This window comes from Flagellimonas sp. HMM57, from assembly GCF_021390175.1.
Lineage (GTDB): Bacteria > Bacteroidota > Bacteroidia > Flavobacteriales > Flavobacteriaceae > Flagellimonas.
Map to the genome: position 1 here is coordinate 3,376,383 of NZ_CP090004.1, position 24,194 is coordinate 3,400,576.

At 38.7% G+C, this 24,194-nt stretch carries 23 protein-coding genes; 11 read left to right on the forward strand and 12 right to left on the reverse strand.

The window, feature by feature from the left end:
- Positions 1-2: 2 nt before the first annotated feature.
- The 3 genes from LV716_RS14960 to priA are packed head-to-tail and all read left to right on the forward strand — an operon-like array spanning position 3 to position 3,865.
- Positions 3-977 (forward strand): YihY/virulence factor BrkB family protein, encoded by a 975-nt coding sequence (locus tag LV716_RS14960; protein WP_163418590.1) that lies wholly within the window; start codon positions 3-5, stop codon positions 975-977.
- A complete protein-coding gene (locus tag LV716_RS14965) occupies positions 952-1,401 on the forward strand; it encodes a DUF2147 domain-containing protein (protein ID WP_163418591.1) in 450 nt (149 codons plus the stop codon). The genes LV716_RS14960 and LV716_RS14965 overlap by 26 nt, the downstream gene beginning before the upstream one ends.
- 7 nt (positions 1,402-1,408) lie before the next feature.
- A complete protein-coding gene (gene priA / locus LV716_RS14970) occupies positions 1,409-3,865 on the forward strand; it encodes a primosomal protein N' (protein WP_163418592.1) in 2,457 nt (818 codons plus the stop codon).
- Here the strand turns inward: priA and LV716_RS14975 are convergent, their stop codons facing one another.
- On the reverse strand, positions 3,866-4,558 hold the full coding sequence (locus LV716_RS14975; RefSeq protein WP_163418593.1) for a LytTR family DNA-binding domain-containing protein: 693 nt from the start codon (positions 4,556-4,558) through the stop codon (positions 3,866-3,868). It lies immediately after the preceding gene.
- A 236-nt stretch (positions 4,559-4,794) separates the two neighbouring features.
- Between LV716_RS14975 and rpsF the strand changes: the two genes are divergently transcribed.
- The 5 genes from rpsF to LV716_RS15000 all read left to right on the forward strand — a co-directional run bounded on the left by rpsF (position 4,795) and on the right by LV716_RS15000 (position 9,700).
- Complete coding sequence (gene rpsF, locus LV716_RS14980) at positions 4,795-5,133, forward strand: 30S ribosomal protein S6 (protein ID WP_163418594.1); 339 nt, start codon at positions 4,795-4,797, stop codon at positions 5,131-5,133.
- 4 nt (positions 5,134-5,137) lie between these two features.
- The gene (gene rpsR, locus LV716_RS14985) at positions 5,138-5,434 is read left to right on the forward strand and encodes a 30S ribosomal protein S18 (RefSeq protein WP_055392375.1); all 297 of its coding nucleotides are present in this window, start codon (positions 5,138-5,140) and stop codon (positions 5,432-5,434) included.
- A 13-nt stretch (positions 5,435-5,447) separates the two neighbouring features.
- Positions 5,448-5,900: a 50S ribosomal protein L9 gene (gene rplI / locus LV716_RS14990; RefSeq protein ID WP_163418595.1), complete on the forward strand. Its 453-nt coding sequence runs from the start codon at positions 5,448-5,450 to the stop codon at positions 5,898-5,900.
- Positions 5,901-5,998: 98 nt separating this feature from the next.
- Positions 5,999-9,166, forward strand: coding sequence for a carboxypeptidase regulatory-like domain-containing protein (locus tag LV716_RS14995; RefSeq protein WP_163418596.1), 3,168 nt, complete (start codon positions 5,999-6,001; stop codon positions 9,164-9,166).
- A 63-nt stretch (positions 9,167-9,229) separates the two neighbouring features.
- Positions 9,230-9,700, forward strand: coding sequence for a DUF6495 family protein (locus tag LV716_RS15000; RefSeq protein ID WP_163418597.1), 471 nt, complete (start codon positions 9,230-9,232; stop codon positions 9,698-9,700).
- A gap of 91 nt (positions 9,701-9,791) precedes the next feature.
- On the opposite strand, the gene LV716_RS15005 is transcribed toward LV716_RS15000, so the two are convergent.
- Positions 9,792-10,385 carry a collagen-like protein gene (locus LV716_RS15005; protein WP_163417932.1) on the reverse strand — a complete coding sequence of 198 codons (594 nt, stop codon included), beginning with the start codon at positions 10,383-10,385 and terminating at the stop codon, positions 9,792-9,794.
- A 138-nt stretch (positions 10,386-10,523) separates the two neighbouring features.
- Here LV716_RS15005 and hisS point away from each other — a divergent pair, with 138 nt between their 5' ends.
- Positions 10,524-11,906, forward strand: a complete 1,383-nt coding sequence (gene hisS / locus LV716_RS15010; RefSeq protein ID WP_163418598.1) for a histidine--tRNA ligase — start codon at positions 10,524-10,526, stop codon at positions 11,904-11,906.
- Here the strand turns inward: hisS and LV716_RS15015 are convergent.
- A complete protein-coding gene (locus LV716_RS15015; protein WP_163418599.1) occupies positions 11,895-12,434 on the reverse strand; it encodes an NUDIX domain-containing protein in 540 nt (179 codons plus the stop codon). The two genes, hisS and LV716_RS15015, sit on opposite strands and share 12 nt — an antisense overlap.
- An 84-nt stretch (positions 12,435-12,518) precedes the next feature.
- The gene (locus tag LV716_RS15020) at positions 12,519-13,607 is read right to left on the reverse strand and encodes a M42 family metallopeptidase (protein WP_163418600.1); all 1,089 of its coding nucleotides are present in this window, start codon (positions 13,605-13,607) and stop codon (positions 12,519-12,521) included.
- A 102-nt stretch (positions 13,608-13,709) separates the two neighbouring features.
- On the opposite strand from LV716_RS15020, the gene LV716_RS15025 reads away from it, so the two are divergent.
- Positions 13,710-14,390, forward strand: coding sequence for a DUF4294 domain-containing protein (locus tag LV716_RS15025; protein WP_163418601.1), 681 nt, complete (start codon positions 13,710-13,712; stop codon positions 14,388-14,390).
- On the opposite strand, the gene LV716_RS15030 is transcribed toward LV716_RS15025, so the two are convergent.
- Positions 14,387-14,620: a DUF6095 family protein gene (locus LV716_RS15030; RefSeq protein ID WP_163418602.1), complete on the reverse strand. Its 234-nt coding sequence runs from the start codon at positions 14,618-14,620 to the stop codon at positions 14,387-14,389. The two genes, LV716_RS15025 and LV716_RS15030, sit on opposite strands and share 4 nt — an antisense overlap.
- 58 nt (positions 14,621-14,678) lie before the next feature.
- On the opposite strand from LV716_RS15030, the gene LV716_RS15035 reads away from it, so the two are divergent.
- Positions 14,679-16,001 (forward strand): GntP family permease, encoded by a 1,323-nt coding sequence (locus LV716_RS15035; protein WP_163418603.1) that lies wholly within the window; start codon positions 14,679-14,681, stop codon positions 15,999-16,001.
- 17 nt (positions 16,002-16,018) lie between these two features.
- Here LV716_RS15035 and LV716_RS15040 read toward each other — a convergent pair whose 3' ends face one another.
- The 7 genes from LV716_RS15040 to LV716_RS15070 form a co-directional block, all read right to left on the reverse strand.
- Positions 16,019-18,418, reverse strand: a complete 2,400-nt coding sequence (locus LV716_RS15040; RefSeq protein ID WP_163418604.1) for a TonB-dependent receptor — start codon at positions 18,416-18,418, stop codon at positions 16,019-16,021.
- Positions 18,419-18,480: 62 nt separating this feature from the next.
- The gene (locus LV716_RS15045; protein WP_163418605.1) at positions 18,481-19,290 is read right to left on the reverse strand and encodes a DUF4249 family protein; all 810 of its coding nucleotides are present in this window, start codon (positions 19,288-19,290) and stop codon (positions 18,481-18,483) included.
- Between the two features lie 92 nt (positions 19,291-19,382).
- Positions 19,383-21,605, reverse strand: a complete 2,223-nt coding sequence (locus tag LV716_RS15050; RefSeq protein WP_163418606.1) for an NADP-dependent isocitrate dehydrogenase — start codon at positions 21,603-21,605, stop codon at positions 19,383-19,385.
- A 622-nt stretch (positions 21,606-22,227) separates the two neighbouring features.
- Positions 22,228-22,578 carry a 50S ribosomal protein L19 gene (rplS, locus tag LV716_RS15055; RefSeq protein WP_163418607.1) on the reverse strand — a complete coding sequence of 117 codons (351 nt, stop codon included), beginning with the start codon at positions 22,576-22,578 and terminating at the stop codon, positions 22,228-22,230.
- Between the two features lie 120 nt (positions 22,579-22,698).
- Positions 22,699-23,025 (reverse strand): hypothetical protein, encoded by a 327-nt coding sequence (locus tag LV716_RS15060; protein ID WP_163418608.1) that lies wholly within the window; start codon positions 23,023-23,025, stop codon positions 22,699-22,701.
- A gap of 1 nt (position 23,026) precedes the next feature.
- Positions 23,027-23,701 carry a tRNA (guanosine(37)-N1)-methyltransferase TrmD gene (trmD, locus tag LV716_RS15065; protein WP_163418609.1) on the reverse strand — a complete coding sequence of 225 codons (675 nt, stop codon included), beginning with the start codon at positions 23,699-23,701 and terminating at the stop codon, positions 23,027-23,029.
- 31 nt (positions 23,702-23,732) lie between these two features.
- Positions 23,733-24,182 carry a GNAT family N-acetyltransferase gene (locus tag LV716_RS15070; protein WP_163418610.1) on the reverse strand — a complete coding sequence of 150 codons (450 nt, stop codon included), beginning with the start codon at positions 24,180-24,182 and terminating at the stop codon, positions 23,733-23,735.
- Positions 24,183-24,194: the final 12 nt, after the last annotated feature.

Consider the following 24,194-nt stretch of genomic DNA (forward strand, 5'->3'; position numbering starts at 1 on the left):
GAATGACCATAGAAGAACGTCTTGAAAAAATACCTTTGGTCAAATGGCTCGTCCGTTTCTTAAAAAGTATAAAATTAAAAGCTTTTGAAGGATTATCCCTTTATGACTTGTTGGAAATGTACGTGCTGGGAATTGTTAAGGGAACATTATCTTCAAGAGCCAGCTCTATCGCATTCAGTTTATTTATGGCATTGTTTCCCCTATTGATTTTTTTGGTTACACTTTTACCTTTCATTATTCCCTATGTAAGCGTGGGCAATGAAAATTTTGATGCTCAGTTCCTTTTGTATTTGGAAGCCTTTTTGCCATCTGCGACCAGTGACTACTTTGGCGAGATATACCAGCAGATCAAAAATCAAAAGCGTGGCGGTTTATTGTCCTCCACTTTTTTGATTTCTATTTTTTTGGTCGCCAATGGCGTAAATGCAATATTTGGAGGTTTTGAAAATTCGTACCATGTAGAGCTTACCCGAAACTTTCTGCGTCAATATGCCTATGCTCTTATGGTTGGTCTGTTGCTATCTATTCTACTTGTTATCGGAGCAGTAGCTTTTGTTTATTTTGAGTTCTATGTTTTAGAATATACGAGTGAATACTTAGGAAAGCGATTGGGGTATACTGTTGAACAAGGAGATAATTTGCTCATACAGGTCGCCAAAATTATTTTCTTTTTGCTACTTTCTTATCTTACTACGGCCATTCTGTATTACTTTGGCACAGCGGAAGGCAGAAAGGCGAAGTTCTTTTCTGCGGGTGCATTAATGACCACGTTGTTGTTTATACTTACATCCTATCTTTTTGGAGTATATGTAGAAAAATTTGCGCGGTACAATGAATTTTATGGGGCATTGGGAGGTTTATTGATTTTAATGGTGTTCATTTGGTTGAATTCCAACATTTTACTATTGGGGTTCGAATTGAATGCGACCCTTAATTCACTAAGGAAAAAACATGAGAGACAGCGCAAGAAGACGTAATTTTTTACTGGCTATTTTTTTATTGGCACTTCAAATATCTTGGTCCCAAACGGTATTCGGAAAATGGAAAACGATAGATGACAGAAACGGGAACACCAAAGCGATTGTAAAAATATATGAAGAAAATGGTCTCTTACAGGCCAAGATTCTTAAAATCTTGGAAAAGGGGAAAGAGAACGCTGTTTGCGTAAAATGTAAGGGAGAATTAAAGGATAAACCCATTGTTGGCATGAAGATTATGAATGACTTCAAGAAAAATAGCAAGGGCGAATATAAAGGAGATAGACTTTTTGACCCAGAACAAGCTATGACCTTTAGAGGAAAGGTCTGGTTGGACCCAAAGAACAAGAACAGGTTAAAAGTACGGGGATATTTGGCATTTTTGTACAGAACCCAAACTTGGCATAGGGTTCCGGATGAATAAATAGCGTATGCATTATTTTTTAGATGTTGTATTACCCATTCCTTTGGAGAGGCTCTTTACCTACAGCATTTCTAAGGTTGAAGCAGATTTTTTACAAGTGGGCATGCGTGTCGCGGTACCGTTCGGTAAATCCAAAATCTATACGGCGGTAGCTTATAACATTCATGACAATGCGCCGACTGCTTATGATGCCAAAGAAATCTATCAGATATTGGATGAAACACCCTTGGTGAATTCCTATCAAATAAAACACTGGGAGTGGATTGCAAAATACTATATGTGTACTTTGGGAGAGGTAGTTCGAAGCGCATTGCCAAGTGCTTTCCTTTTAGAAAGTGAAACCTTGATATTACCCAATAAAAACAATACCGTTAACGACCTTGAACTAAAAGACGATGAATTTCTGATTTACGAAGCGCTCCAGCATCAAACTGCATTGAAAATAGGAGAGATAAGTAGTATTGTTGATAGAAAAAATGTATTGCCACTCGTACAGCGACTAGTGCAAAAAGGGGTAGTGCTTCAGAAAGAGGAGCTATATGAACAGTACCGGCCAAAGCTGGTTCGCTATGTCAAATTGGCCGAGGCTTATGATAGTGAAGAAAAGCTTGAGGAGTTATTGCACGCAATCGCTAGAGCCAAAAAACAAAGCCAGGTAGTGCTCTCTTTTTTTCAGCTCCAAGCAAGAACAAAAAAGCCAATTTCCATTACCGAATTGGAGAAAGAGAGTGGTGGTTCCAAAGCCGTTATTAAAGCACTTATCGATAAATCCATCTTTGAAGTGTACTATGTTAGAATGGATAGAGTAACATATACATCGGAAAAAGAAAGACAGACCATTACTTTAAACTCGTATCAGGCAGAAGCATTTAAAGCGATTAATTCAAATTTTGCGAAGAAAAAGCCTGTTCTATTGCATGGGGTTACATCATCGGGCAAGACAGAGGTGTATATCAAACTCATTGAGCAATATATACAAGAAGGGAAGCAATCACTCTATTTGCTCCCAGAAATCGCATTGACTTCCCAACTCATTAATAGACTTCGGGATTATTTTGGTGAAAAGGTGGCGATATATCATTCGAAATATAGCATTCAAGAACGGGTAGAAGTCTGGAACAATGTATTGGAAAATAAAGAAAAGGCACAGATTGTAATAGGGGCAAGGTCTTCGTTGTTTTTGCCATTTTCTAATTTAGGACTAATTGTGGTAGACGAGGAACACGAGAGCTCTTTTAAGCAATTTGACCCCAATCCAAGATACCATGCCCGTGATGCGGCCTTGGTTCTGGCAGCATATCATAATGCCAATTGTATACTGGGTTCCGCAACTCCAAGTATAGAAAGCATGGATAATGTTAAGAAAGAAAAATATGGTTATGCCTATATCCAGTATCGATATGGGGATGTTGTAATGCCGGATATTACCTTGGTGGATATTAAAGAAGCTACGCGAAAAAAGCGGATGAAAGGGCATTTTTCAGAAACTTTGTACAATGCTATTACAGAAACCTTAGAGGAAGGGGAACAGGTAATCTTGTTTCAGAACCGTAGAGGTTTTGCACCTATTGTGGAATGTACCACTTGTGGAAACGTTCCCCAATGCCCTAATTGCGACGTTAGTTTAACCTTCCACAAACACAGGAATCAGCTGCGTTGCCATTATTGTGGGTATCACATGGCCTTACAGCTAAGTTGCCTAGCCTGTGGAAATGCAACTTTGGACATGAAAGGATTGGGTACGGAACAGATTCAGGAAGAATTACAGGAATTTTTCCCCGAAAGCACCATTGGTAGGATGGATTTGGATACCACTCGTGGAAAATATGCCTATGAAAAAATAATCACTGCTTTTGAACAGCAAGAGATGGATATTCTTGTTGGTACGCAAATGGTAACAAAGGGGTTGGATTTTAGAAATGTAAGTCTGGTCGGTATTATGAATGCTGACTCATTGCTTAACTTTCCGGATTATCGCGCACATGAAAGGAGTTTTCAATTACTCACACAAGTAGCTGGAAGGGCGGGAAGGACAAAGAAAAGAGGTAAAGTTCTCATACAGACTTACAATCCCTACCATCAAATACTACAGCAAGTAACTACGAATAACTATGATAAAATGTTCGATGAACAATATTACGAACGCGAACAGTTTAAGTATCCTCCCTTGGTACGAATTATTAAACTCACCTTAAAGGATAAGGACTATAACAAACTCAATGAAGCTTCGGAATGGTTTGCAAACTCATTGCGGAACGTGCTGTTGGGACATCAGATTTTAGGGCCCGAATATCCGCCCGTTGCAAGAATACGAAGGGACTATCTAAAAAATATCATGGTCAAGGCCAATAGAAAACAATCCATTGCCCAAACAAAAAATAGCATTAAAAGAATAGAAAAATCTTTTAATGCTATTTCTAAGTATAAAAGTGTGAGACTCGTCTACAATGTAGACCACATATAATTATACGTTGGCAAGTGCCTCTGCCAATTCTGTTTTTTTGTTCCTGCTCAAAGGAATTTGTCTACCCCCAACCTCAACATTCTTACTGTTGAACTTTTCTATTTTTTCCAGATTCACGATGTAGGACTTGTGTATTCTTAAAAACTTTTCAGCGGGTAATTGTTGCTCAAAAGATTTCATAGTGGAAAGAATGACGATATTGGCTTCATCCGTTACCAATTTGATATAATCACCAAGTGCTTCGATCCACTTAATATCATTTAGGATAACCTTTCTTTTCTTTAGGTTACTTTTTACGAAGATGTGTTCTTCGTCTTCATCAACTCTGTTCATTTGCTCATATTTTGCAACCGCTCTTTTTACGGAGGATTCAAAACGAGCTAAGGTGATGGGTTTGTGTAGATAATCTGTCACATCATAGTCAAAAGCCTTGAGTGCGTAATCAGGCTTTCCAGTAATCAAAATTACTTGTGGAGGGTTTTCTAAAGCCTCTAAAAGGTCAAAACCACTAATGATTGGCATTTCAACATCAAGAAAAATCAAATCGATGTCGTGGTTTTTAAGGCCGTTCTTGGCTTCGATTGCGTTGCTGTATTCGGCTACTAAGGCAAGATGTGGGTGACTGTTCACCAGTTTGGCTACAGCCATACGTTGCATTGAGGAGTCGTCTACAATTATACTTTTTAATTTCATAGAATGGGGTGATTTGTAGGGTTTTAAATCATCGGCAAATTACATAAAAAAGACGTTTAACCGCAACAAAAGATGTAAACATGGTCTATTTTGTTGTGTATATTGTCATATACGTTACGTAAGCTTGCTTGGTTCATTTATGTTAATAACTCTTAATATTTAAACGAAGTTTTTTGGCTTTTCTTGTGGGATGAAGTAATTATTACTAATTTTGCACTCCTTAAAAAATATAATATATGAACCATTACGAAACTGTTTTCATTTTGAATCCCGTTCTATCTGAAACACAGATAGAGGAAACAGTTAAGAAATTTGAAGATTTCTTAATTAAGAATGGCGGCAAAATGGTCTCCAAGGAAAATTGGGGACTTAAAAAATTGGCCTATCCCATTCAGCACAAAAAAAGTGGTTTTTACCACTTATTCGAGTTTACCGTTCCCGGTGAAGTAATCGCTCCTTACGAGCTAGAATTTAGAAGAGATGAGCGTATTATGCGTTTCTTGACTGTAAAGTTGGACAAGCATGCTATTTCTTGGGCAGAAAGAAGAAGAACTAAATTAAAAGCAAAGGCATAGGGTTATGGCATCTATAGAACAACAAGCAAAATCGAAAAAAGACGGGGAAATCAGGTATTTGACTCCGCTGAACATAGAGACCAACAAACAAAAGAAATATTGTAGGTTCAAAAAATCTGGAATCAAGTATATTGATTACAAAGACCCAGATTTCTTGATGAAATTGGTAAACGAACAAGGTAAACTATTGCCTAGAAGGTTAACGGGAACTTCGTTAAAATACCAAAGAAAAGTGGCCCAAGCCGTTAAACGTGCACGTCACCTAGCCTTAATGCCGTATGTTGGCGATATGTTGAAATAAAATATACTGAAGAATGGAACTTATTCTAAAAAAAGATATACAGGATTTAGGCTTTAAGGACGATGTTGTAACAGTGAAGAACGGTTACGGAAGAAATTACCTTATACCTAAAGGATTGGCCGACTTGGCAACACCTTCTGCAAAGAAAGTTTTAGCGGAAAATTTAAAGCAAAGGGCTCACAAAGAAAAGAAAGTAATCGATGAAGCCAATAAAAAGGCTGAAGCATTGAAACAATTGGAAATTCGTATTCCTGCAAAAGTAGGAGCTGGTGATAAATTGTTTGGTTCGGTTAATAATATTGATCTAGCAGCTGCATTGGACAAAGCTGGCCAAGAAGTTGATAGAAAATTTATTAGTATTAAAGGTGGAACTATCAAAAGAGTTGGACCTTACAATGCACAAATTAGATTGCACAGAGAAGTAATCATTGATTTTCCTTTTGAAGTGATTGCAGAATCCAAGTAGAAAGTTAATTAAAAGTTAATAAGTTGTTAAGAGCTATGCATGCATAGCTCTTTTTTTTGTCCTATGTTTGCGGAAATCTAAACTTTAACTCACTCATTATGAAGAAACTCTTGCTACTTGGAGTACTTTTTTCTTTGGTATTACCATCTGCTTTTTCACAAGTTACTACATCAAACATACGGGGAACCGTAGTAGATGATCAACAAGTTCCGCTCTTAGGAGCAAATGTCGTTGCGGTACACACACCAACAGGAACGCGCTATGGAGCAATAACAAATGAAGAAGGTCGGTATAATCTACTTAACTTACGTGTGGGAGGACCCTATGAGATCACTATTTCTTATGTAGGCTACAAAAGCAGTGTTGGAAACGATATTTTTCTTTCTTTGGGAAAAACGTTCAACTACAATGCTTCACTGGTCTCGGATAGCCAAGCATTGGATGAGGTTATTGTCGTATCCGATCAGACAGGTACTTTTGGAAGTGACCGTACCGGTTCAGAAACCAGCGTGGGTAGAAGGGAATTGACCAGATTACCTACTATTTCAAGATCTACCAATGACTTCACACGTTTGGAACCTACAGCAAGTGCTGGTTCCTTTGGAGGTAGAAACGACCAGTATAACAACTTTTCTTTGGATGGAGCCATCTTCAACAACCCATTTGGATTGGATGCCGCACAACCAGGAGGTCAAGCCAACGCAACTCCCATTTCAATCGAAGCTATAGATCAAATACAGGTTACTACAGCGCCCTATGATGTTACGCAATCTGGCTTTACAGGAGCTTCGGTAAATGCAGTGACCAAAAGTGGGACCAATGAGTTTAAAGGGACTGTTTATGGTTTCTTTAGAAATGATGATTTGACCGGTGGTAAAATTAATGGGGATGATGTGTCCAAGACTGGTCTGGAGCAGACTCAGTACGGATTTAGTATCGGAGGACCCATCATAAAAAACAAACTTTTCTTTTTTGCCAATTTTGAAGCGGATGATTTGACCTCCTTAGGTACTGATGCATTTGTTCCAAACACGGGAACTGGTGCCATAAATGAATCGAGAGTTTTGGAGTCTGATTTAATAGCAGTACAAGATGCGCTATTGGGCCTTGGATATGACCCTGGGAGATTTCGTGATTTCAACTTTGACCAAAAATCCACAAAGGGTATTTTAAAGTTGGATTGGAACATTAACGATAACAATAGACTTGCGATTATTTATAATTTCTTGAACGCTTCAAGAGGTTTACCCGCAAATCGTAATGCAATAACTTTTAGGGGACCAAGTATTTCTACTTTACAGTTCGAAAATTCTGGTTATGAAATCAATAATAATATTCAATCCGTCCAATTGGAACTTAATTCGACCTTGAATGAAAATACTACCAATAAATTACAGGTTGGGTATACCCATTTTGATGACTTCAGGAACCCATTTTCCACACCAGCTCCAGTAATCAACATCCAGGATGGAGCGGGAACAAACTATATCATAGCTGGGCATGAACCTTTTTCTATCAATAATAGATTGGACCAAAAAGTGTTTCAGATTACCAATAACCTTAACTTTTTTAAAGGGGACCATACCTATACTGTTGGGTTCGCTTTCGAAAAATTTCAGTTTGATAATTCTTTCAACTTAACTGCATATGAGTCGTTCAATTTTGGAATTTTTCCATATTTTGGTTCTTTTAGTCCATATCCAGATGTACAGACATTTTTAGACAATGCCCAACCGGGTGGTCTTGTTGATCAGTACTTATCAGCAACCCAAAATGCTTTTGATACCAAAAATGAATTAGGTACAGGAACTGATGGAGGTTGGAACTTGGCGGAGACCAACGTTGGACAACTCTCCTTTTATGTACAGGATGACTGGAATGTAACTGATAATTTTAAATTGACGTATGGCGTACGGTTTGACAAGCCGTTATATTTTGACACGGGAGAAAAAATTCGGGATTTCATAGAAACGGACAATGGTGCAAATAGAGACACCTCAATACCTTATTTTAACCCTAATACCGGCGAGGAAGTGTTTTTGGAATCGACGACCCTGCCTAATAACGACTGGTTGATTTCACCACGGGTAGGATTTAATTGGGATTTAAATGGTGACCAAAAAACACAGCTAAGAGGTGGTAGTGGGCTGTTTACGGGGAGATTTCCATTTGTATGGATTGGAAACCAAGTTACAGGTGCCGATGATGGCTTCTTTCAAATAGTTGACCCAGATTTTCAGTGGCCTCAAGTATGGAGAACGAATCTTGGTGTAGATCACAGGCTTGAAAATAATGTGGTACTTACTGCTGATGTTTCCTATACTAAAGACATTAATGCAGCACACGTTCAGAACTGGGGATTAAGGACACCTTCATCAAATCTAGTGGGAGTTGATAACAGGGAATTATATGAAAATTCAGATAAGGGCAATTCTGCATTTGTTTTTACGAATTCTGATCAGGGAAGAATCTTTAATGCAGCCGTAAAAGCTCAAAAAACATGGGATAACGGATTGTTCGCCCAATTGGCATACAGTTATTTGGATGCAAGAGAAGTAAATTCCGTTGATGCGGAGATAACGGGAGATGCATTCAACGCTAATGCCGTTGTGGGAAATGCCAATACAGATGTATTATCAAATTCAAGATATGGCGATACCCATCGTTTTATCGGGGTTATCTCCAAAGCGTTTAAAACAGGGACTACAATTTCTACATTCTTTGAATATGCACAAGGTGGCCGATTCAATTATATCTATGGCGGTGATATCAATAATGATGGGTCTGCCATAAACGATTTACTTTACATTCCTACAGCAGCGGAAATAGGACAAATGACCTTTAGTGGGGAAGGACAGGCTGAAGCTTTTGAAGCTTTTATCCAGCAGGATGATTACTTGAGTGATCGAAGAGGACAATATGCCGAACGTTATGGTGCATTAGCCCCTTGGAGAGGCAGCTGGGATATTAAAGTTTTACAGGACATTAAAATTAATGACAAGAACAAGTTTCAGCTAAGTTTAGATGTCCTTAACGTTGGAAATTTGATCAACTCGAATTGGGGTGTAGTGGACGTTCAGGTATTTGATCAGGTTTTGGGAGTGGGCTTTCAAGATGCCGATCCATCTCCAGACAATTTTGTACCTGACTTTTCCCAAGCTCCAATCTTTACATTTGATTCAAATCAAAGGGAGACGTTTACAGCAAATACGTTTGAAAGATCTAGATGGAGAGCCCAAGTTGGAGTACGATATATCTTCAACTAAAGAAAAATCGAATACTACTTGAAAAAGGCTGCGCGAAAGCGCGGCCTTTTTTATTTTTGCCAAATGAAATATACGCGATTGACACAGCAGCAATTGGAAGAGCTGCACCCAGAATTCATCAACTTTTTAGCAACGCAGTCCATTACCGCAGAAGAATGGGCTATCCTAAAAAAAGAGAAACCCCAAGTTGCCGAAGAAGAACTCGATGTTTTCAGTGATTTGATTTGGGATGGGGTGCTTAACAAAGTGGAGTATCTGGAGAACATTTCCGAACTGCACATGCATTTATTTCATTTGACCGATAAGGAAATGAAGTTGTTTTCGGTAAAGGTGATGAATCCCAACATAGATTTACGGACCAAGGAAGGTTTTAGCTGGTTCAAACGTAATTTCCAATCTGATTTTGTAGAGTACTTGACCGCATCCAAAGCCTATTCGGATGATAAAAACTTGGATAAATTCAATTTGATTCAGCAAGGTGCGGCGATTACCAAAGGAGAACTGTATCAATGGTTTGAACAAATAATGGAGTAATAAACCACAAAAAATGGGGTTGTCAGAGTGACGACCCCATTTTTTATACAACTGACTATAGATAACTAAAATATCTTAAAAAAATTGGCTTTTATTCCAAACCGTAATAATGCATCACTTCTTGATAGTTGTTGATATTTACACCACTATTCTTTAGGTCTTTTAAAACATCTTGGGTGTTTTTTCCAGACATTGAACCTGTATCTGTTTCAACCATGGTAATGTGTAAAATAATGGTTATACCTTCTGGAAGGTCTGGCCATTCACCTAATGTTCCATCTAGGTTATAAAATGTCAATGCCAAAGCTTCTTCAGTATATTCAACCGAAATATTAAAATTTAGAGGGGGAACGATGCCTGGAATTAAAGCGTACTGGGCATCGATACTGTCAGAAAATTCCAAGTGGGTAATAAAAACATTGCTTGCCAATACGTCTGCAGTAAACTCAGAAATATTATCGATTATTATGTTGTTTTCGCCTGCTGGAATAAAGGAAAGCTCAAATTCCAATAGTTGTACATTGGCATTACCGTCATCCCCGGGAACTCCCTGTTCTCCTTGAAGTCCCTGTTCTCCTTGAAGTCCCTGCTCCCCTTGGATTCCTTGTTCTCCATCTTCACCTGAACATGAAATAAAGGTCGCTGTAGAAATGATCAAAGCGGATAAAAATAATTTACGTTTCATTTTTTTTGTTTTATGGGTTATATGGTGCGAAAGTATTTAGGCTGGGAGTTGTAATCCGTGTACAATTGATATATGGTTTATATGAATTGATGAACGGTAAGAATGGAACAACGTATATTTGTGAATTAAATAAAACGCATGCCACAAAAACCATCCATACCCAAAGGAACCCGTGATTTTTCCCCAGCTGAAGTTACCAAGCGCAACTACATCATGGAAACCATAAAAAGGCATTTTGAGGTTTATGGTTTCCGCCCTATAGAGACACCATCCTTTGAAAATTCAGAAACTCTGTTAGGAAAATATGGCGAAGAAGGAGACCGCTTGATTTTTAAGATTTTAAACTCTGGGGATTATATCTCTAAGGTGGATGATGTAACCTACAGTTCAAAAGACTCATCCACATTAACTCCAAAGATTTCGGAAAAAGCACTTCGCTATGATTTGACCGTTCCTTTTGCGCGGTACGTGGTCATGCACCAAAATGAAATTGATTTTCCCTTTAAACGGTATCAAATTCAGCCTGTTTGGCGTGCGGATAGACCACAAAAAGGTCGTTTTCGTGAGTTTTATCAGTGTGATGCCGATGTGGTCGGTTCCAATTCTTTGCTGCAAGAAGTGGAATTGGTTCAGTTGTACGATGCGGTCTTTACTGATTTAAAATTAGCGGATACCACCATAAAAATCAACAATAGAAAAGTATTGTCGGGTATTGCAGAAGTAATTGGGGCAAAGCATTTATTGATTGACTTTACCGTTGCATTAGATAAATTGGACAAAATAGGGGAGGAAGGCGTTAAAAAGGAGATGATATCCAAGGGCATTTCAGAAAACGCCATTGAAAAAGCAGCCCCATTATTTGAAATGTCAGGCTCTAGCAAAGTACAATTGGAGCAATTGAAAACATTACTTGCTGAATCTGAGGTTGGAATGGACGGAGTAACGGAATTGGAAGATATCGTGAACCATGTTGAAGACCTTGGTTTGCAAACAGCCAAGCTACAATTGGATGTTACCTTGGCCCGTGGACTCAACTATTACACCGGTGCTATCTTTGAAGTAAGCGCTCCCGAGGGAGTCAAAATGGGCTCGATTGGTGGTGGAGGTCGTTATGATGATCTGACTGGGATTTTTGGATTAAAGGATGTTAGTGGGGTAGGGATTTCTTTTGGATTAGATCGAATCTATTTGGTTTTGGAAGAGTTGAAGCTTTTTCCCGATGCGGTCTCGGTCTCTTTGGATGTTCTTTGCCTTAATTTTGGTGAAGCAGAAGCGAAAGCGGCCTTAAAGTTGATTTCCCAGCTACGAAGCAAAGAGGTTAGAGCCGATTTGTATCCTTCTTCTACAAAAGTCCAGAAGCAATTTAAATACGCAGACCGCAGAAATGTGCCGTATGTGATTTTATTGGGGGATAAAGAGCTCTCCGATGGCCATTTTGTGGTCAAAAACATGTCCAGCGGTGAACAGAAAACCTACGAATTACAACATCCTGAAATTTTTGTCAACGAATTAAATCCGTGATTCAATTTCACCGATGACTTTTTCGTAGCGTCCATTGCTATTGGGTACTAAATCCGGTTTTTTTTGATGTACCCATTCTTTGAATTGTTCTATGGAAAACCATTTTAATTCTTCTACTTCGGATTCCTGTTTTTGGAGCTTTGTTGTAGCATCTAACTTGCATAGATAGGTATGGTTGTATTCATGGTCCAGAAATGTTTCACTGTGTTTATGCTTTGTTTTAAAAACAGCTATTTTTTCCAGCTCCAGTGTTGATATTTTAAGTCCTATTTCTTCTCGAACTTCTCTAACAGCTGCTTTTTCGAGGGATTCTCCAGCACCTACATGTCCAGCGACAGAGATATCCCATTTTAAGGGGAAGTTCTTTTTGGAACGCCCCCTGCGTTGTAGCAAGACCAAGCCATCATTGGAATAGCACCATACATGAACAGTTGGATGATACAATCCTTTACGATGTGCTTCCGATTTTAAGCAGGATTTTCCTGTAAACTTTCCATTTTCGTCAAGAATGTCCACTAGTTCATCCATAACGCTGGTTATTCATTCTTTTTTGTAGTAGAAGAAGGCGTAACATGAATATTTTGTGGCAAACATCAGGTTATATGCTGTTTCTTAATCAAAATAACTAAAGGTTTCCCCCTCTTTTATGGTCAGTAATGTTTCGTAAATCAATCGGATTACATTTTCCACATCATCTTTATGGACCATTTCCACTGTAGTATGCATATACCTAAGTGGTAAGGAAATCAGAGCTGAAGCAACACCACCATTGCTGTACGCAAAAGCGTCTGTATCAGTTCCTGTATATCGAGATGAAGCCAAACGCTGAAAAGGAATCTTTTTAGCTTCTGCGGTTTCAATGATACGCTCTCTCAATTTGTTCTGTACGGCAGGGGCATAAGAAATAACGGGACCGGATCCCATTGCTGTTTCCCCTTCTTTCTTTTTATCGATCATTGGGGTAGTGGTGTCATGGCAAACGTCCGTTACGATGGCTATATCTGGCTTAATGGTTTGGGTAATCATTTCAGCACCTCGTAATCCTATCTCTTCTTGTACGGAGTTGGTTATATATAGCCCAAATGGCAATTTCTTTTTGTTTTCATGCAATAGACGTGCAACTTCGGCAATCATAAAACCTCCAGCTCTGTTGTCGATGGCACGACAAACAAACTTGTCTTTGTTCAATATCTGGAATTCATCTGGATAGGTAATGACACACCCTACATGAACACCCATCTTTTCAACTTCTTCCTTGTCTTTGGCACCTATATCGATAAAAATGTTATCAAGTTTCGGTGGTTCTTCTTTGCTTCTATTTCTCGTATGGATAGCAGGCCAACCAAAAACACCTTTCACGATGCCATTTTTGGTATGGATATTTACCCATTTGGAGGGAGCAATCTGATGATCGCTCCCTCCATTGCGAATAACGTATAAAAGACCATTGTCGGTTATATAATTGACATACCAGGAAATCTCATCGGAATGCCCTTCGATAACCACTTTAAATTTTGCATCTGGGTTGATTACGCCTACTGCTGTACCGTAAGTATCCGTAATAAAATCATCCACATATTGCTTTAAATAGTCCATCCAAATTTTTTGCCCTTCCCATTCATAACCAGTTGGAGAGGCATTGTTCAGATATTTTTCAAAGAATTTTAAGGATTTGGAAGTAATGATTTTTAAAGCGGCCATTTCTATAATTTAGTCCACAAACATAACAATATTCACTTTTATTTAATAGCCAAATACTGTGTTTATCCTTAATTTTGGCAGGACTTTTGTTAAATAGTACGAATGTTTCGTTACAGCTTTGTTATAATTTTTTCATTGTTTTTTTCACTAAGCTTTTCCCAAGAAGTTGAAAAAGATTCGGTTACTGATTATTACATAAGGTTTGAAGGTGATTCTATTCTTCGTAGCTCTATCGAAATAGGCGAAGTCTATTTATTTGGCAAACTTGAATTCGCAGACCGAAAAGAGAAACTACGATACTACATTCTTAGACGCAAAACCCTAAAAGTATATCCATATGCTAAGCTGGCAGCAGAACGTTTAGTGGAATTGAACGACAGCTTGGCGAAAATCAAAAAGAAGCGTCATCGCAAAAAGTATACGAAGACGGTGCAAAAGTATATTGAGGGCGAGTTTTCCGGGAAACTGAAAAAATTAACCCGCACCGAAGGACAAATATTGATTAAATTGATTTATCGTCAAACTGGTAAAACTGCTTTCAATTTGGTAAAGGAATTACGCAACGGTTGGCGTGCATTTTGGTACAATACTACGGCAAAGGCCTTTAAAATCAGCATAAAAGAAGAATTCCACCCAGACCGTATTCATGAAGATTACTTGATCGAAGATATTTTACAGCGCGCGTTTGCCGCTCAAAAACTGGAACGCCAGGAATCCGTTTTGGATTATGATTACGCACAGTTGAGCAACAAATGGAAAAAAGGTTCTGGAAAGAAGAATTAACTTTTCGTTTTCTTCCCAAAGATTGCATCCATAAAAATCTTGATGGAATAAAACCCCAGGCCAATTGCAACAATGGCCAATAACAGTCCAAGGACCAGAACGGGAATGTAAGCGGGATGATCTTGGTTTTTAAAAGCTTGGGATATGACAAAAGGGGCCAAAAACATAACTGCGACCGTATAGCCAAGAAATTTAAGCCCTTTTATCAGAAGTTCCTTATCTGTCCTCATGCAGAACTAAAATAGGAATATTACCTTATATTTAGTAGGTATTTTTCAAAAAACAAACATGGAAATCATTGTACTGGCCGTAGTTATTCTATTTATTATTCTCGCTACTGTCAAGTTTAAAATGCATCCTGTCTTTTCGTTAACGATAGCTGCGGTAGCCACAGGATTTTTACTTGGACTTTCCCCCAAGGATATTATGGATACATTGGGCGAAGGTTTTGGAAAAACACTGTCGAGCATTGGTCTTGTTATTGCTTTTGGAACAGTTATCGGCATTTATCTGGAGCGAACCGGGAGTACAAAGGTATTGGCAAATTATGTGTTAAAATTAGTAGGATTAAAAAGGTCACCGCTGGCTATAAACTTAGCTGGTTATTTAATTTCAATACCCGTTTTTTGTGATTCAGGGTTTATTATCCTTTCATCTTTGAACAAGGCCATCAGCAAGAAAACAGGAATTCCCGTGCTGGTCTTTGCGATATCCCTTGCAACCGGATTGTATGCAGCGCATGTGTTTGTTCCGCCAACACCAGGTCCTTTGGCCGCAGCAGCAATTTTGGAAGCTGATTTGGGAATGGTCTTGATTTTTGGACTGTTGGTTTCGGTACCCGTATCGTTGACAGGGTATTTCTGGGCGCGGTTTATTGGAAAGTCCCTAAAGGAAGAAGTTACTGATAAAGTTGTTGCTGCCGATGATGCTGAGAAAGATTTTGGCATTACACCTTTTCAGGCCTTTTTACCACTTATCATACCTATTATTCTCATTGCCATGAAATCCATTGTAAGCTACCCAACATATCCATTGGGACAGGAACTGGTTTTTGATGTTTTCAACTTTTTGGGCAATCCCATCATTGCACTTTTGGTAGGGGTTGTATTGGCTGTTTCGCTAGGGAGAAAAGTACCTGCGAAGCAAAAGAAAGGCTGGGTTACCGAAGCTTTTAAGCTAGCTGGACTCATTGTACTGATAACTGGTGCCGGTGGCGCTTTTGGCGCTGTTCTACGAACAATAGATATTGCTTCAGTGATTAATTTCGAATCCAGCTCCGGGATTGGTGGTCTTTTGATAGCATTCACTATTGCCATGGTGCTTAAAACGGCGCAGGGATCTTCTACGGTAGCTATTATTACTACCTCGGCCATCATAGCGCCCTTATTGGAGACTTTTGGTTTGGTTGGAGCTACTGACAAGGCATTTGCAGTATTGGCCATAGGGGCTGGGGCCATGACCGTATCCCATATCAATGATAGCTATTTTTGGGTGGTTTCGCAGTTTTCGAACATTGATGTAAAAAATGCCTTAAAAGGACACACCTTGGGAACCCTTTTACAAGGGGCGGTTGGAATAATATTGATTTTGTTGTTATACCAAGTTTTCTAATAGCAAATGGAAACTGATTAAAACCTAAAGTTATAGGTCACAGCTGGAATGATTCCAAATATCGAAGTTCTCAACGCTTCATTTCTACCACTGTCCTCATTTTCCCTAAAGTTAATGGAAGCCGCATTCATACGATTATAAGCATTGTAGATACTAAATACCCATTCTGACTGCACCTTTTTTCTCTTATTTCTTTTTGGGGTCAACGTCGCCGAAATGTCCAATCTATGGTAGGCGGGTAAACGCTCTACATTACGTTCTCCAAAAAATGGAATGGTAATCCCTTGAAACTCAAATTGGCCTATGGGATAATTTGTAGGTTGGCCCGTTTGGTACACAAAGTTTGCATTAAAGTTCCATTTCTCGTTTATATCAAAACTACCAAATACCGAAATATCATGGGTTTTGTCATAAGGCGTATTGTACCATTTCCCTGAATTAATACCGGTTTCCAATGGTGATATTCCGTTCGTTTCTGATGAGGTTCTTGCAGGTGTCCTCTGCTCTGATTTTGAAAGTGTGTAGGCCAACCACCCCTTAAAACGCCCTTCGTTCTTTCTAAATAAGATTTCCAACCCATAAGCGCGGGCTTCTCCATTTAAGATTACTTGTTCAATGGCATCGTTTGCAATCAAGTTTGCACCATCTATATAATCGATTCTATTTTGGATATCCTTATAAAACAACTCGGTTTCCAAGGCGAATTCGCCATCTTTTATATTCTGAAAATAGCCTATGGCATACTGGTCCAATAATTGGGGTTCCACAAATGGCCCGCTGGGCGTCCAAACATCTAAGGGAGTAGGGGAGTTGGTATTGGAAAGTAGATGTAAATATTGTGCTAATCGTGTGTAGCTTGCCTTAACGGAACTTTTTCCGTTAAAATTATAGGATAACGATATCCTTGGTTCAAAATTGGTAAACGTATCTAAGCTGTTGCCCCGGCTGGAACTTATGGTATCTATAGGTGTTCCTTCTCTATATATCCCAATAGAAGGATCAAAAATGACGGCATTGTCATTTTCGTAAACAAAAAATTCATCTTGCCCCAATCGGTTAAAATGACTGACCCGAAGCCCATAGTTAAGGCTCAGTCTTTCTGAGACTTTGTGCTGCACATCAACATACGCAGCAGCCTCGTTTGCATATTTTTTTGTAAGCTGGTCTGCAACTATTCCGGAATCTTCCCTGTTGGGTTTTATTTCACCGGGATTGAATACATAGTATATATTGTTCAATCCATAATTCAACTGAAACTTATCGTTGATATAATGTTTGAGGTCATACTTTAGGTTGAAATTTTGAATCCCCGAATCCCATTCAAAACCTACAAAATCAAGTTCTAGGCCATAGAAGTAATCGGAATAGATTACGGACAGGTTCGAAAACAATTTGTCCGAGAACAAATGGTTCCATCTAAAGTTCCCTACGGCATTACCGTAGGTATTTACAAAGCTGTCATTGATGCTGAACAAATCACGCCCAAAATAACCCGATAAAAATATGTTGTTCCTATCGTTGATCTTATGGTTGATTTTGGTGTTCAGGTCATAAAAGTAGGCTTTGTTGTCAATATCAAAAAAGGGTAAAAACAAGTGTGCATATGAAGCCCTACCACCTGCCAAGAAAGCCGTTCTATCCTTTATAATAGGGCCCTCCACGAGCAGTCTGCTGGCCACGGCACCAATTCCACCATTTACCTTAAATTCCTTACTGTTGCCTTCCTTTTGAAATATTTCCAAAACAGATGAAAGTCTTCCGCCATACCTAGCGGGGATACCTCCTTTAAACAGTTTTACATCTTTTATGGCATCTGGGTTAAAAACCGAAAAGAACCCAAAAAGATGAGATGAGTTAAATACGATGGCCTCGTCCAATAGAATAAGATTTTGGTCCGCTGCACCACCACGTACATTAAATCCTGAAGAAGCTTCACCAGCATTGGAAACACCAGGTAATAAAAGTAGCGACTTGATGACATCCGCCTCGCCCAGTACCACGGGTATTTGTTTTATGGTCTGCACCGCAAGGGTGTTTACGCTCATTTGCGGTTTTACAATATCCAAACGCTCTGGATTTTCAGAAACGATAACTTCGTCCAGTTGTTCCGCTTCTTCATTGAGCTCAAAGTCTTTCTTTATATTAAGGGATAGGTTTATAGTCTCACGAACCTCCTGAAAACCCAAATAGCTAACAATAACTTCATACTCACCTTGTGGCAGTGTGATGGAGTAAAACCCATATTCGTTGGTAGTAACGCCTGTTTTTAGTTCTGGAAATGCTATAGTGACTCCTATTAAGGTCTCGTTACTACTTGCTTCAGTGATGGTACCACTTAACGTGAATCTGTTCTGGGCTTGTATAGAGATAACACAAACAAGCAAGGAGAGAAAAAGAAACAGTCGCCTTTTGGACATTTTATGTTTTTTCGATTTATTGAATGAAACAGGGCGATTTATAGAAAAAGAGATATCTAATTTCATTCAACGGTCAATAATTCAGTGTCAAACTCACTCAGGTTAAAATAGCCAAAAGGGAAATTTTCCGGGGTTGTCGTATTTAAGATATTACCTTTAACGGTGGCAGGGGGTGTTGCAAACGGACCACCGCCATTCTCACCAGATTGTACCAAGGCCAAGTCAACGTAATCGGCAAAATTTTTATCGATTCCCAATAGTGTTATCGTGAGCAGGTCACCAGGTTCAACATCTTCATAGAAATATGAAAATGTAATATCACTACCTTCAAAAAATTCATCATCAACAACTAAAAAGTTATCAAACCCAAAAGAGAACAAATAGTAGTTGCGTTCGTTTGGGGTATCTGTAAATGTGATGACCACTTCGGTCTCTTCTTCCTCATCGAACAAAAAACCGTCTCCTTGTACAGCGCTACTAATGACCGGGGCTGGTATCAACTGTTGTGTTGCTGTGTAGGTTTCTCCATCGTAATTCACAATAAGGGTGTATTCCCTATCAAACTCCAAATCAGGAAACCCATTTTGAAAAACACCTGGGTCACTTTCTACTAGGGGAAAAGATTGTCCATTTTCTTCGTCTATAATGGTTACCGTTGCATTCTCTGCAGGCGGTATTTCATCTTGAAGGAAAGGTGCTGTAAGGGTAAGTTTTACCTGCCCAATAGTAATTGGATCTCCATTATTTTGGTTATAACCTATTATGGCATCTATGACCAATCTAGGTTCAGAAGTTGGCAACTCTATATCGATTACTTCTTCACAACTCGCTAGTAGAAATAATGATAGTAGGAGGTATATGCTGTTTTTCAAAGTGTTAAAGTTGCTTTTTGGGGTCTAAAATAGACAATCATACTATTAAACTATCTGGTTTAACAGTTTCTTAATCCTTAAATTGTGAAAAATCAAGAGATTGTCTCCAAAATGGTATTGAACGTCTTACTTGGTCGCATTGCTTTTGATGCCAAATCCGAATCGGGAAGATAATATCCACCAATATCAACAGAAGCACCCTGTGCATCTATTAATTCTGAAGTGATTTTATCTTGGTTAGCATCAAGGGACTCATACACCTTGGTAAAAGAGGATTTAAGCTCTTTATCTTCATTCTGATTAGCCAGTTCTTCTGCCCAGTACAATGCCAAGTAAAAGTGACTTCCCCGTGTATCCAGTTCGTTCACTTTTCTTGAAGGTGATTTGTCGTTGTCCAAGAATTTCTCTGTTGCATTGTCCAAGGCTTCTGCCAACACCAAAGCTTTTTTATTCTGATTTTTTTCACCGTAATGTTCCAAGGAAACACCAAGTGCCAAAAATTCGCCTAGCGAATCCCATCTTAGGTGTCCTTCTTCCAAAAACTGCTGTACATGTTTTGGTGCAGATCCACCAGCACCTGTTTCAAACAGGCCACCACCATTCATCAACGGAACTATGGATAGCATTTTTGCACTGGTACCAACTTCCAGAATTGGGAAGAGGTCAGTAAGGTAATCGCGTAGCACATTTCCAGAGACTGAGATGGTGTCTTTTCCATCTTTTATGCGTTCCAGGGTGAACTTGGTAGCTTCGGTAGGGGAGAGAATACGTAAATCCAATCCTTCGGTATCGTGAAGCTTCAGATATTGGGTTACTTTACCAATTAATTCAGCGTCATGGGCTCTTTCTTCATCCAACCAAAATACAGCAGGTGTATTGGTCGCTCGAGCTCTGGTAACAGCTAGTTTTACCCAATCTTGGATTGGTGCATCTTTAACTTGGCACATTCTCCAGATATCCCCTTGCTCAACGTTATGCTGTAGTAAAACTTCATTGGTCGTTGTACTGACCACGCGAACTGTTCCAGAATTTTGTATCTCGAAAGTTTTATCATGGGAGCCATATTCTTCCGCTTTTTGGGCCATTAGTCCTACATTGGGCACGGTTCCCATGGTTGTGGGGTCAAATGCGCCATGTTCTTTGCAAAAGTCTATGGTAGCTTGATAAATTCCTGCGTAGCTACTATCTGGAATAATGGCTTTCGTATCTTGAGGTTGTCCATTTTTGTCCCACATCTTTCCAGAGTTTCTAATCATTGCCGGCATGGAAGCATCGATAATGATATCACTGGGGACATGAAGATTGGTAACTCCTTTATCTGAATTCACCATGGCCAAATCTGGACCATTTTTGATATTTTCAGCAACTACAGCTTCAATCTCTTTTCGTTTTACTTCTGGTAACTTGTGCAATTTGTCAAGCAGACTTTCTAAACCATTATTGGGATTTATTCCTAAATCTTCTAAAGCATCACCATATTTTTCAAAGAGATCAGAGAAATAAGCTTTTAATGCATGACCGAATATAATTGGATCGGACACCTTCATCATAGTAGCCTTAAAATGTAGGGAAAGTAAAAGACCATCCTTTTTTGCGGCTGCGACTTCATGGGTTAAAAAATCAACAAGTGCGCGTTTGCTCATGACCGTAGCATCGATTATTTCCCCTTTTTGAAGCGGAGTGCTTTCTTTTAGTACAGCCGCTTCGCCATTGGCATTGAACAGTTCAATACGCACATCGTCAGCATTCTTTAAAGTCAAAGATTTTTCATTGTGTTTAAAATCTCCTTCTGACATTGTGGCCACATGGGTTTTGGATTGCGATGACCATTCGCCCATGCTGTGGGGATTCTTTTTTGCGTAATTTTTAATTGCTTTTGGCGCTCTTCTATCGGAGTTTCCTTCGCGCAACACAGGGTTTACGGCACTTCCCTTTATTTTATCATACCTGGACTTAACGGTCTTCTCGTTTTCGGTATTTGGCTCGTCTGGATAGTTGGGTACGTTGAATCCTTTTTGTTGAAGTTCCGCAATGGCTTCTTTTAGTTGTGGAATGGATGCACTTATGTTTGGTAATTTGATAATATTGGCTTCCGGGGTCTTTGCTAAACTGCCCAATTTGGCCAAATCATCCGATATTTTTTGGTTATCGTCCAAAAACTCGGGAAATACAGCTGCTATTCTACCTGCAAGCGAAATATTTTTGGTCTCTATGTCTATATTGGCGGTATTTGTAAATGCTTTTACTATTGGTAAAAAAGATAATGTTGCCAAGGCTGGCGCTTCGTCAGTTTTTGTGTAGAAAATTTTAGCCATTAAGGTGTTTTTATTTGAGCGGTGCAAATATACAATTTATGGCTGTTGGAAGTGTAAGGGATTTAACTTAAAGTGTGAATTTAGAGGAGTACAAATAACAAAAGCCATATCTATGTGTGAACATTGATATGGCTTTCTGAAAAGAGCTAAAAGATTTTTATCTGCTTTTCAACAGATTCGCAACCATTGGTTGCATCCGTTGCTCTTTTAACGTTTATTCCGCAAAATATCTTTAATTATTAAATCAAACCATGTTTTACGAAACTAGTCTGTTGTTTTCTAAATTTTATCAAAACAGAAAATCGCTCTTCCGTCCGCACATAAAATTTATCGTTCCATAATTAAATCAACCTAAGCTTCTCTACTTATGGAATTTCTTTTTCGATTAGTAGTGTTACCAATTAAAAAGGAAAACATCAGTTTTAAAGAACGTTAACTCTAAAAGAATAAGAAATAGAAATACATCCCTTGCTTATTCTTTTACTAAATTAAAATAAAGTTGGAGGTATGCAAACTTTATAAGCGATTAAAAATCAACAGACTATGAACTTTGGTTATTAACAATTGTTCATAAAAAAAGCACCTGTTACAGGTGCTTTTTAATAAGTGCAGGATTATTGAGTTATCCTCTTATCTCTTTAATACGGGCTTTTTTACCTGTAAGCTCTCTAAAGTAGAAGATTCTAGATCTACGTACCTTACCTTTTTTGTTTACTTCAATTTTTTGAAGCGCTGGCATGTTTACTGGGAAAATTCTTTCCACACCAACAGTACCTGACATTTTTCTAATAGTGAATGTTTCTGTAGCTCCAGTCCCTCTTCGTTGTATTACAACTCCTTTAAAGAACTGTGTACGGGTTTTTTCACCTTCCTTAATTTCATAGTAAACAGTTATCGTGTCACCAGAAGAAAATTTTGGAAAATCTTTTTTTGGAACAAATTCGTCTTCAACAAATTTTATTAAGGATTCCATGGTATATTTTTTATCGTTTAACAAGATTAACTTTCACGGACATCGTCAGAGGTTAATTTTGAGATTGCAAAAATAGTGCAATATTTAGAATTGACAAGATGTTTTTAAATTTTTAAATGGTTATGCTACAGGTTTTGTTTTGTTGACATACATCACCCCGTAAGTTAATAGCCCGGCAGCAAACAGAACATAGGGGAGTGGTGTCAAAACTGCGGTCATTTTACTGAACAGCAAAATAGCATCTGTTCCATAATGTCCAGCAATCATGTTCCCAGCAAAGTTTCCTATCAAAAAGAGCAGGGAAAGAATGCTTGCGACCAACATGAGAATAGTGCCCGTGTTTTTCTGTTTGGTGACCAAAACAATACAACCTATAATAACAACCAGTTGTGCAAGTGCGTTCAGAATGCCTCCAATGGCATAAAATAGCGTGTGAGAATTTTCCATATCAGTTTAATAAATCCGGTCTTAGTTTTTCAGTTCGCTCCAAAGCTTTTTCTTCGCGCCATTTCTCTATTTTTGGGAAATCACCGCTTAGCAACACTTCAGGTACAGTTGTGCCTTTATAATTAGATGGTCTAGTATAAACGGGTGGCGCCAATAAATTATCTTGAAATGTGTCCGTTAATGCTGAGGTTTCATCATTGAGGACTCCTGGCAATAATCGTATAACAGCATCACAAAAGACCGCGGCCGCCAACTCCCCACCTGACAGTACGTAATCACCTATGGAAATTTCTCTTGTTATGAACATATCACGTACCCTTTGGTCAACTCCTTTGTAATGGCCGCATAGGATTATGATATTTTTTTTTAGGGATATCTCGTTGGAAATGGCTTGATTCAGTGTACTTCCGTCTGGTGTCATATAGATGATTTCATCATACTCCCGTTCTTCCTTTAATCCGGTAATACATTTATCTATGGGCTCTACCATCAATACCATTCCTGCACCACCACCAAATTGATAGTCGTCCACTTGCTTGTAATTGCCCGTTGAATAATCCCTTAAATTATGAAAATGTACTTCGACCAGCCCCTTTTCTATAGCTCTTTTTAAGATTGAAGCTTCAAAAGGACTTTTTAATAGTTCTGGCAAAACCGTGATAATATCTATCCGCATGGCTATCTTAGAAATTCATCAAAAATAAGGGTTATTGTGCAATAGTATTTTTCCAAAAGTAATGAAAGCAGTCATTATCTTTTTTCCATTCTAAGCGTTCATATAATTTTTGCGCTGGATTATCTGTAGCGGTCTCCAGTGCCAAGCCTTTATAATTCTTTTTGGCACAATGGATTTTTGCATGGTTTAGTAGTGTTTCTCCCACTCCTTGTTTTCTGTGCGCTTGCGCTACAAATAAATCATTTAAAATATAATAAGGTTGCAATGATACAGATGAAAAGGTTTTGTAGAGTTGGGTAAATCCAATCATCTCCCCTTCACTAATTGCTACAAAAATGATTGATTCGTTGTTGCGCAAACGTGCTTCGAGAAAAGCTCTGGAAGCACTTAAGTCCGTTTCTTGCTCATAAAATACTCGGTATTCATTGAATAACGGGGCAATAAATGCTACATCTGATAGGGTTGCTCCTCTAACCTTCATAATACAAAATAA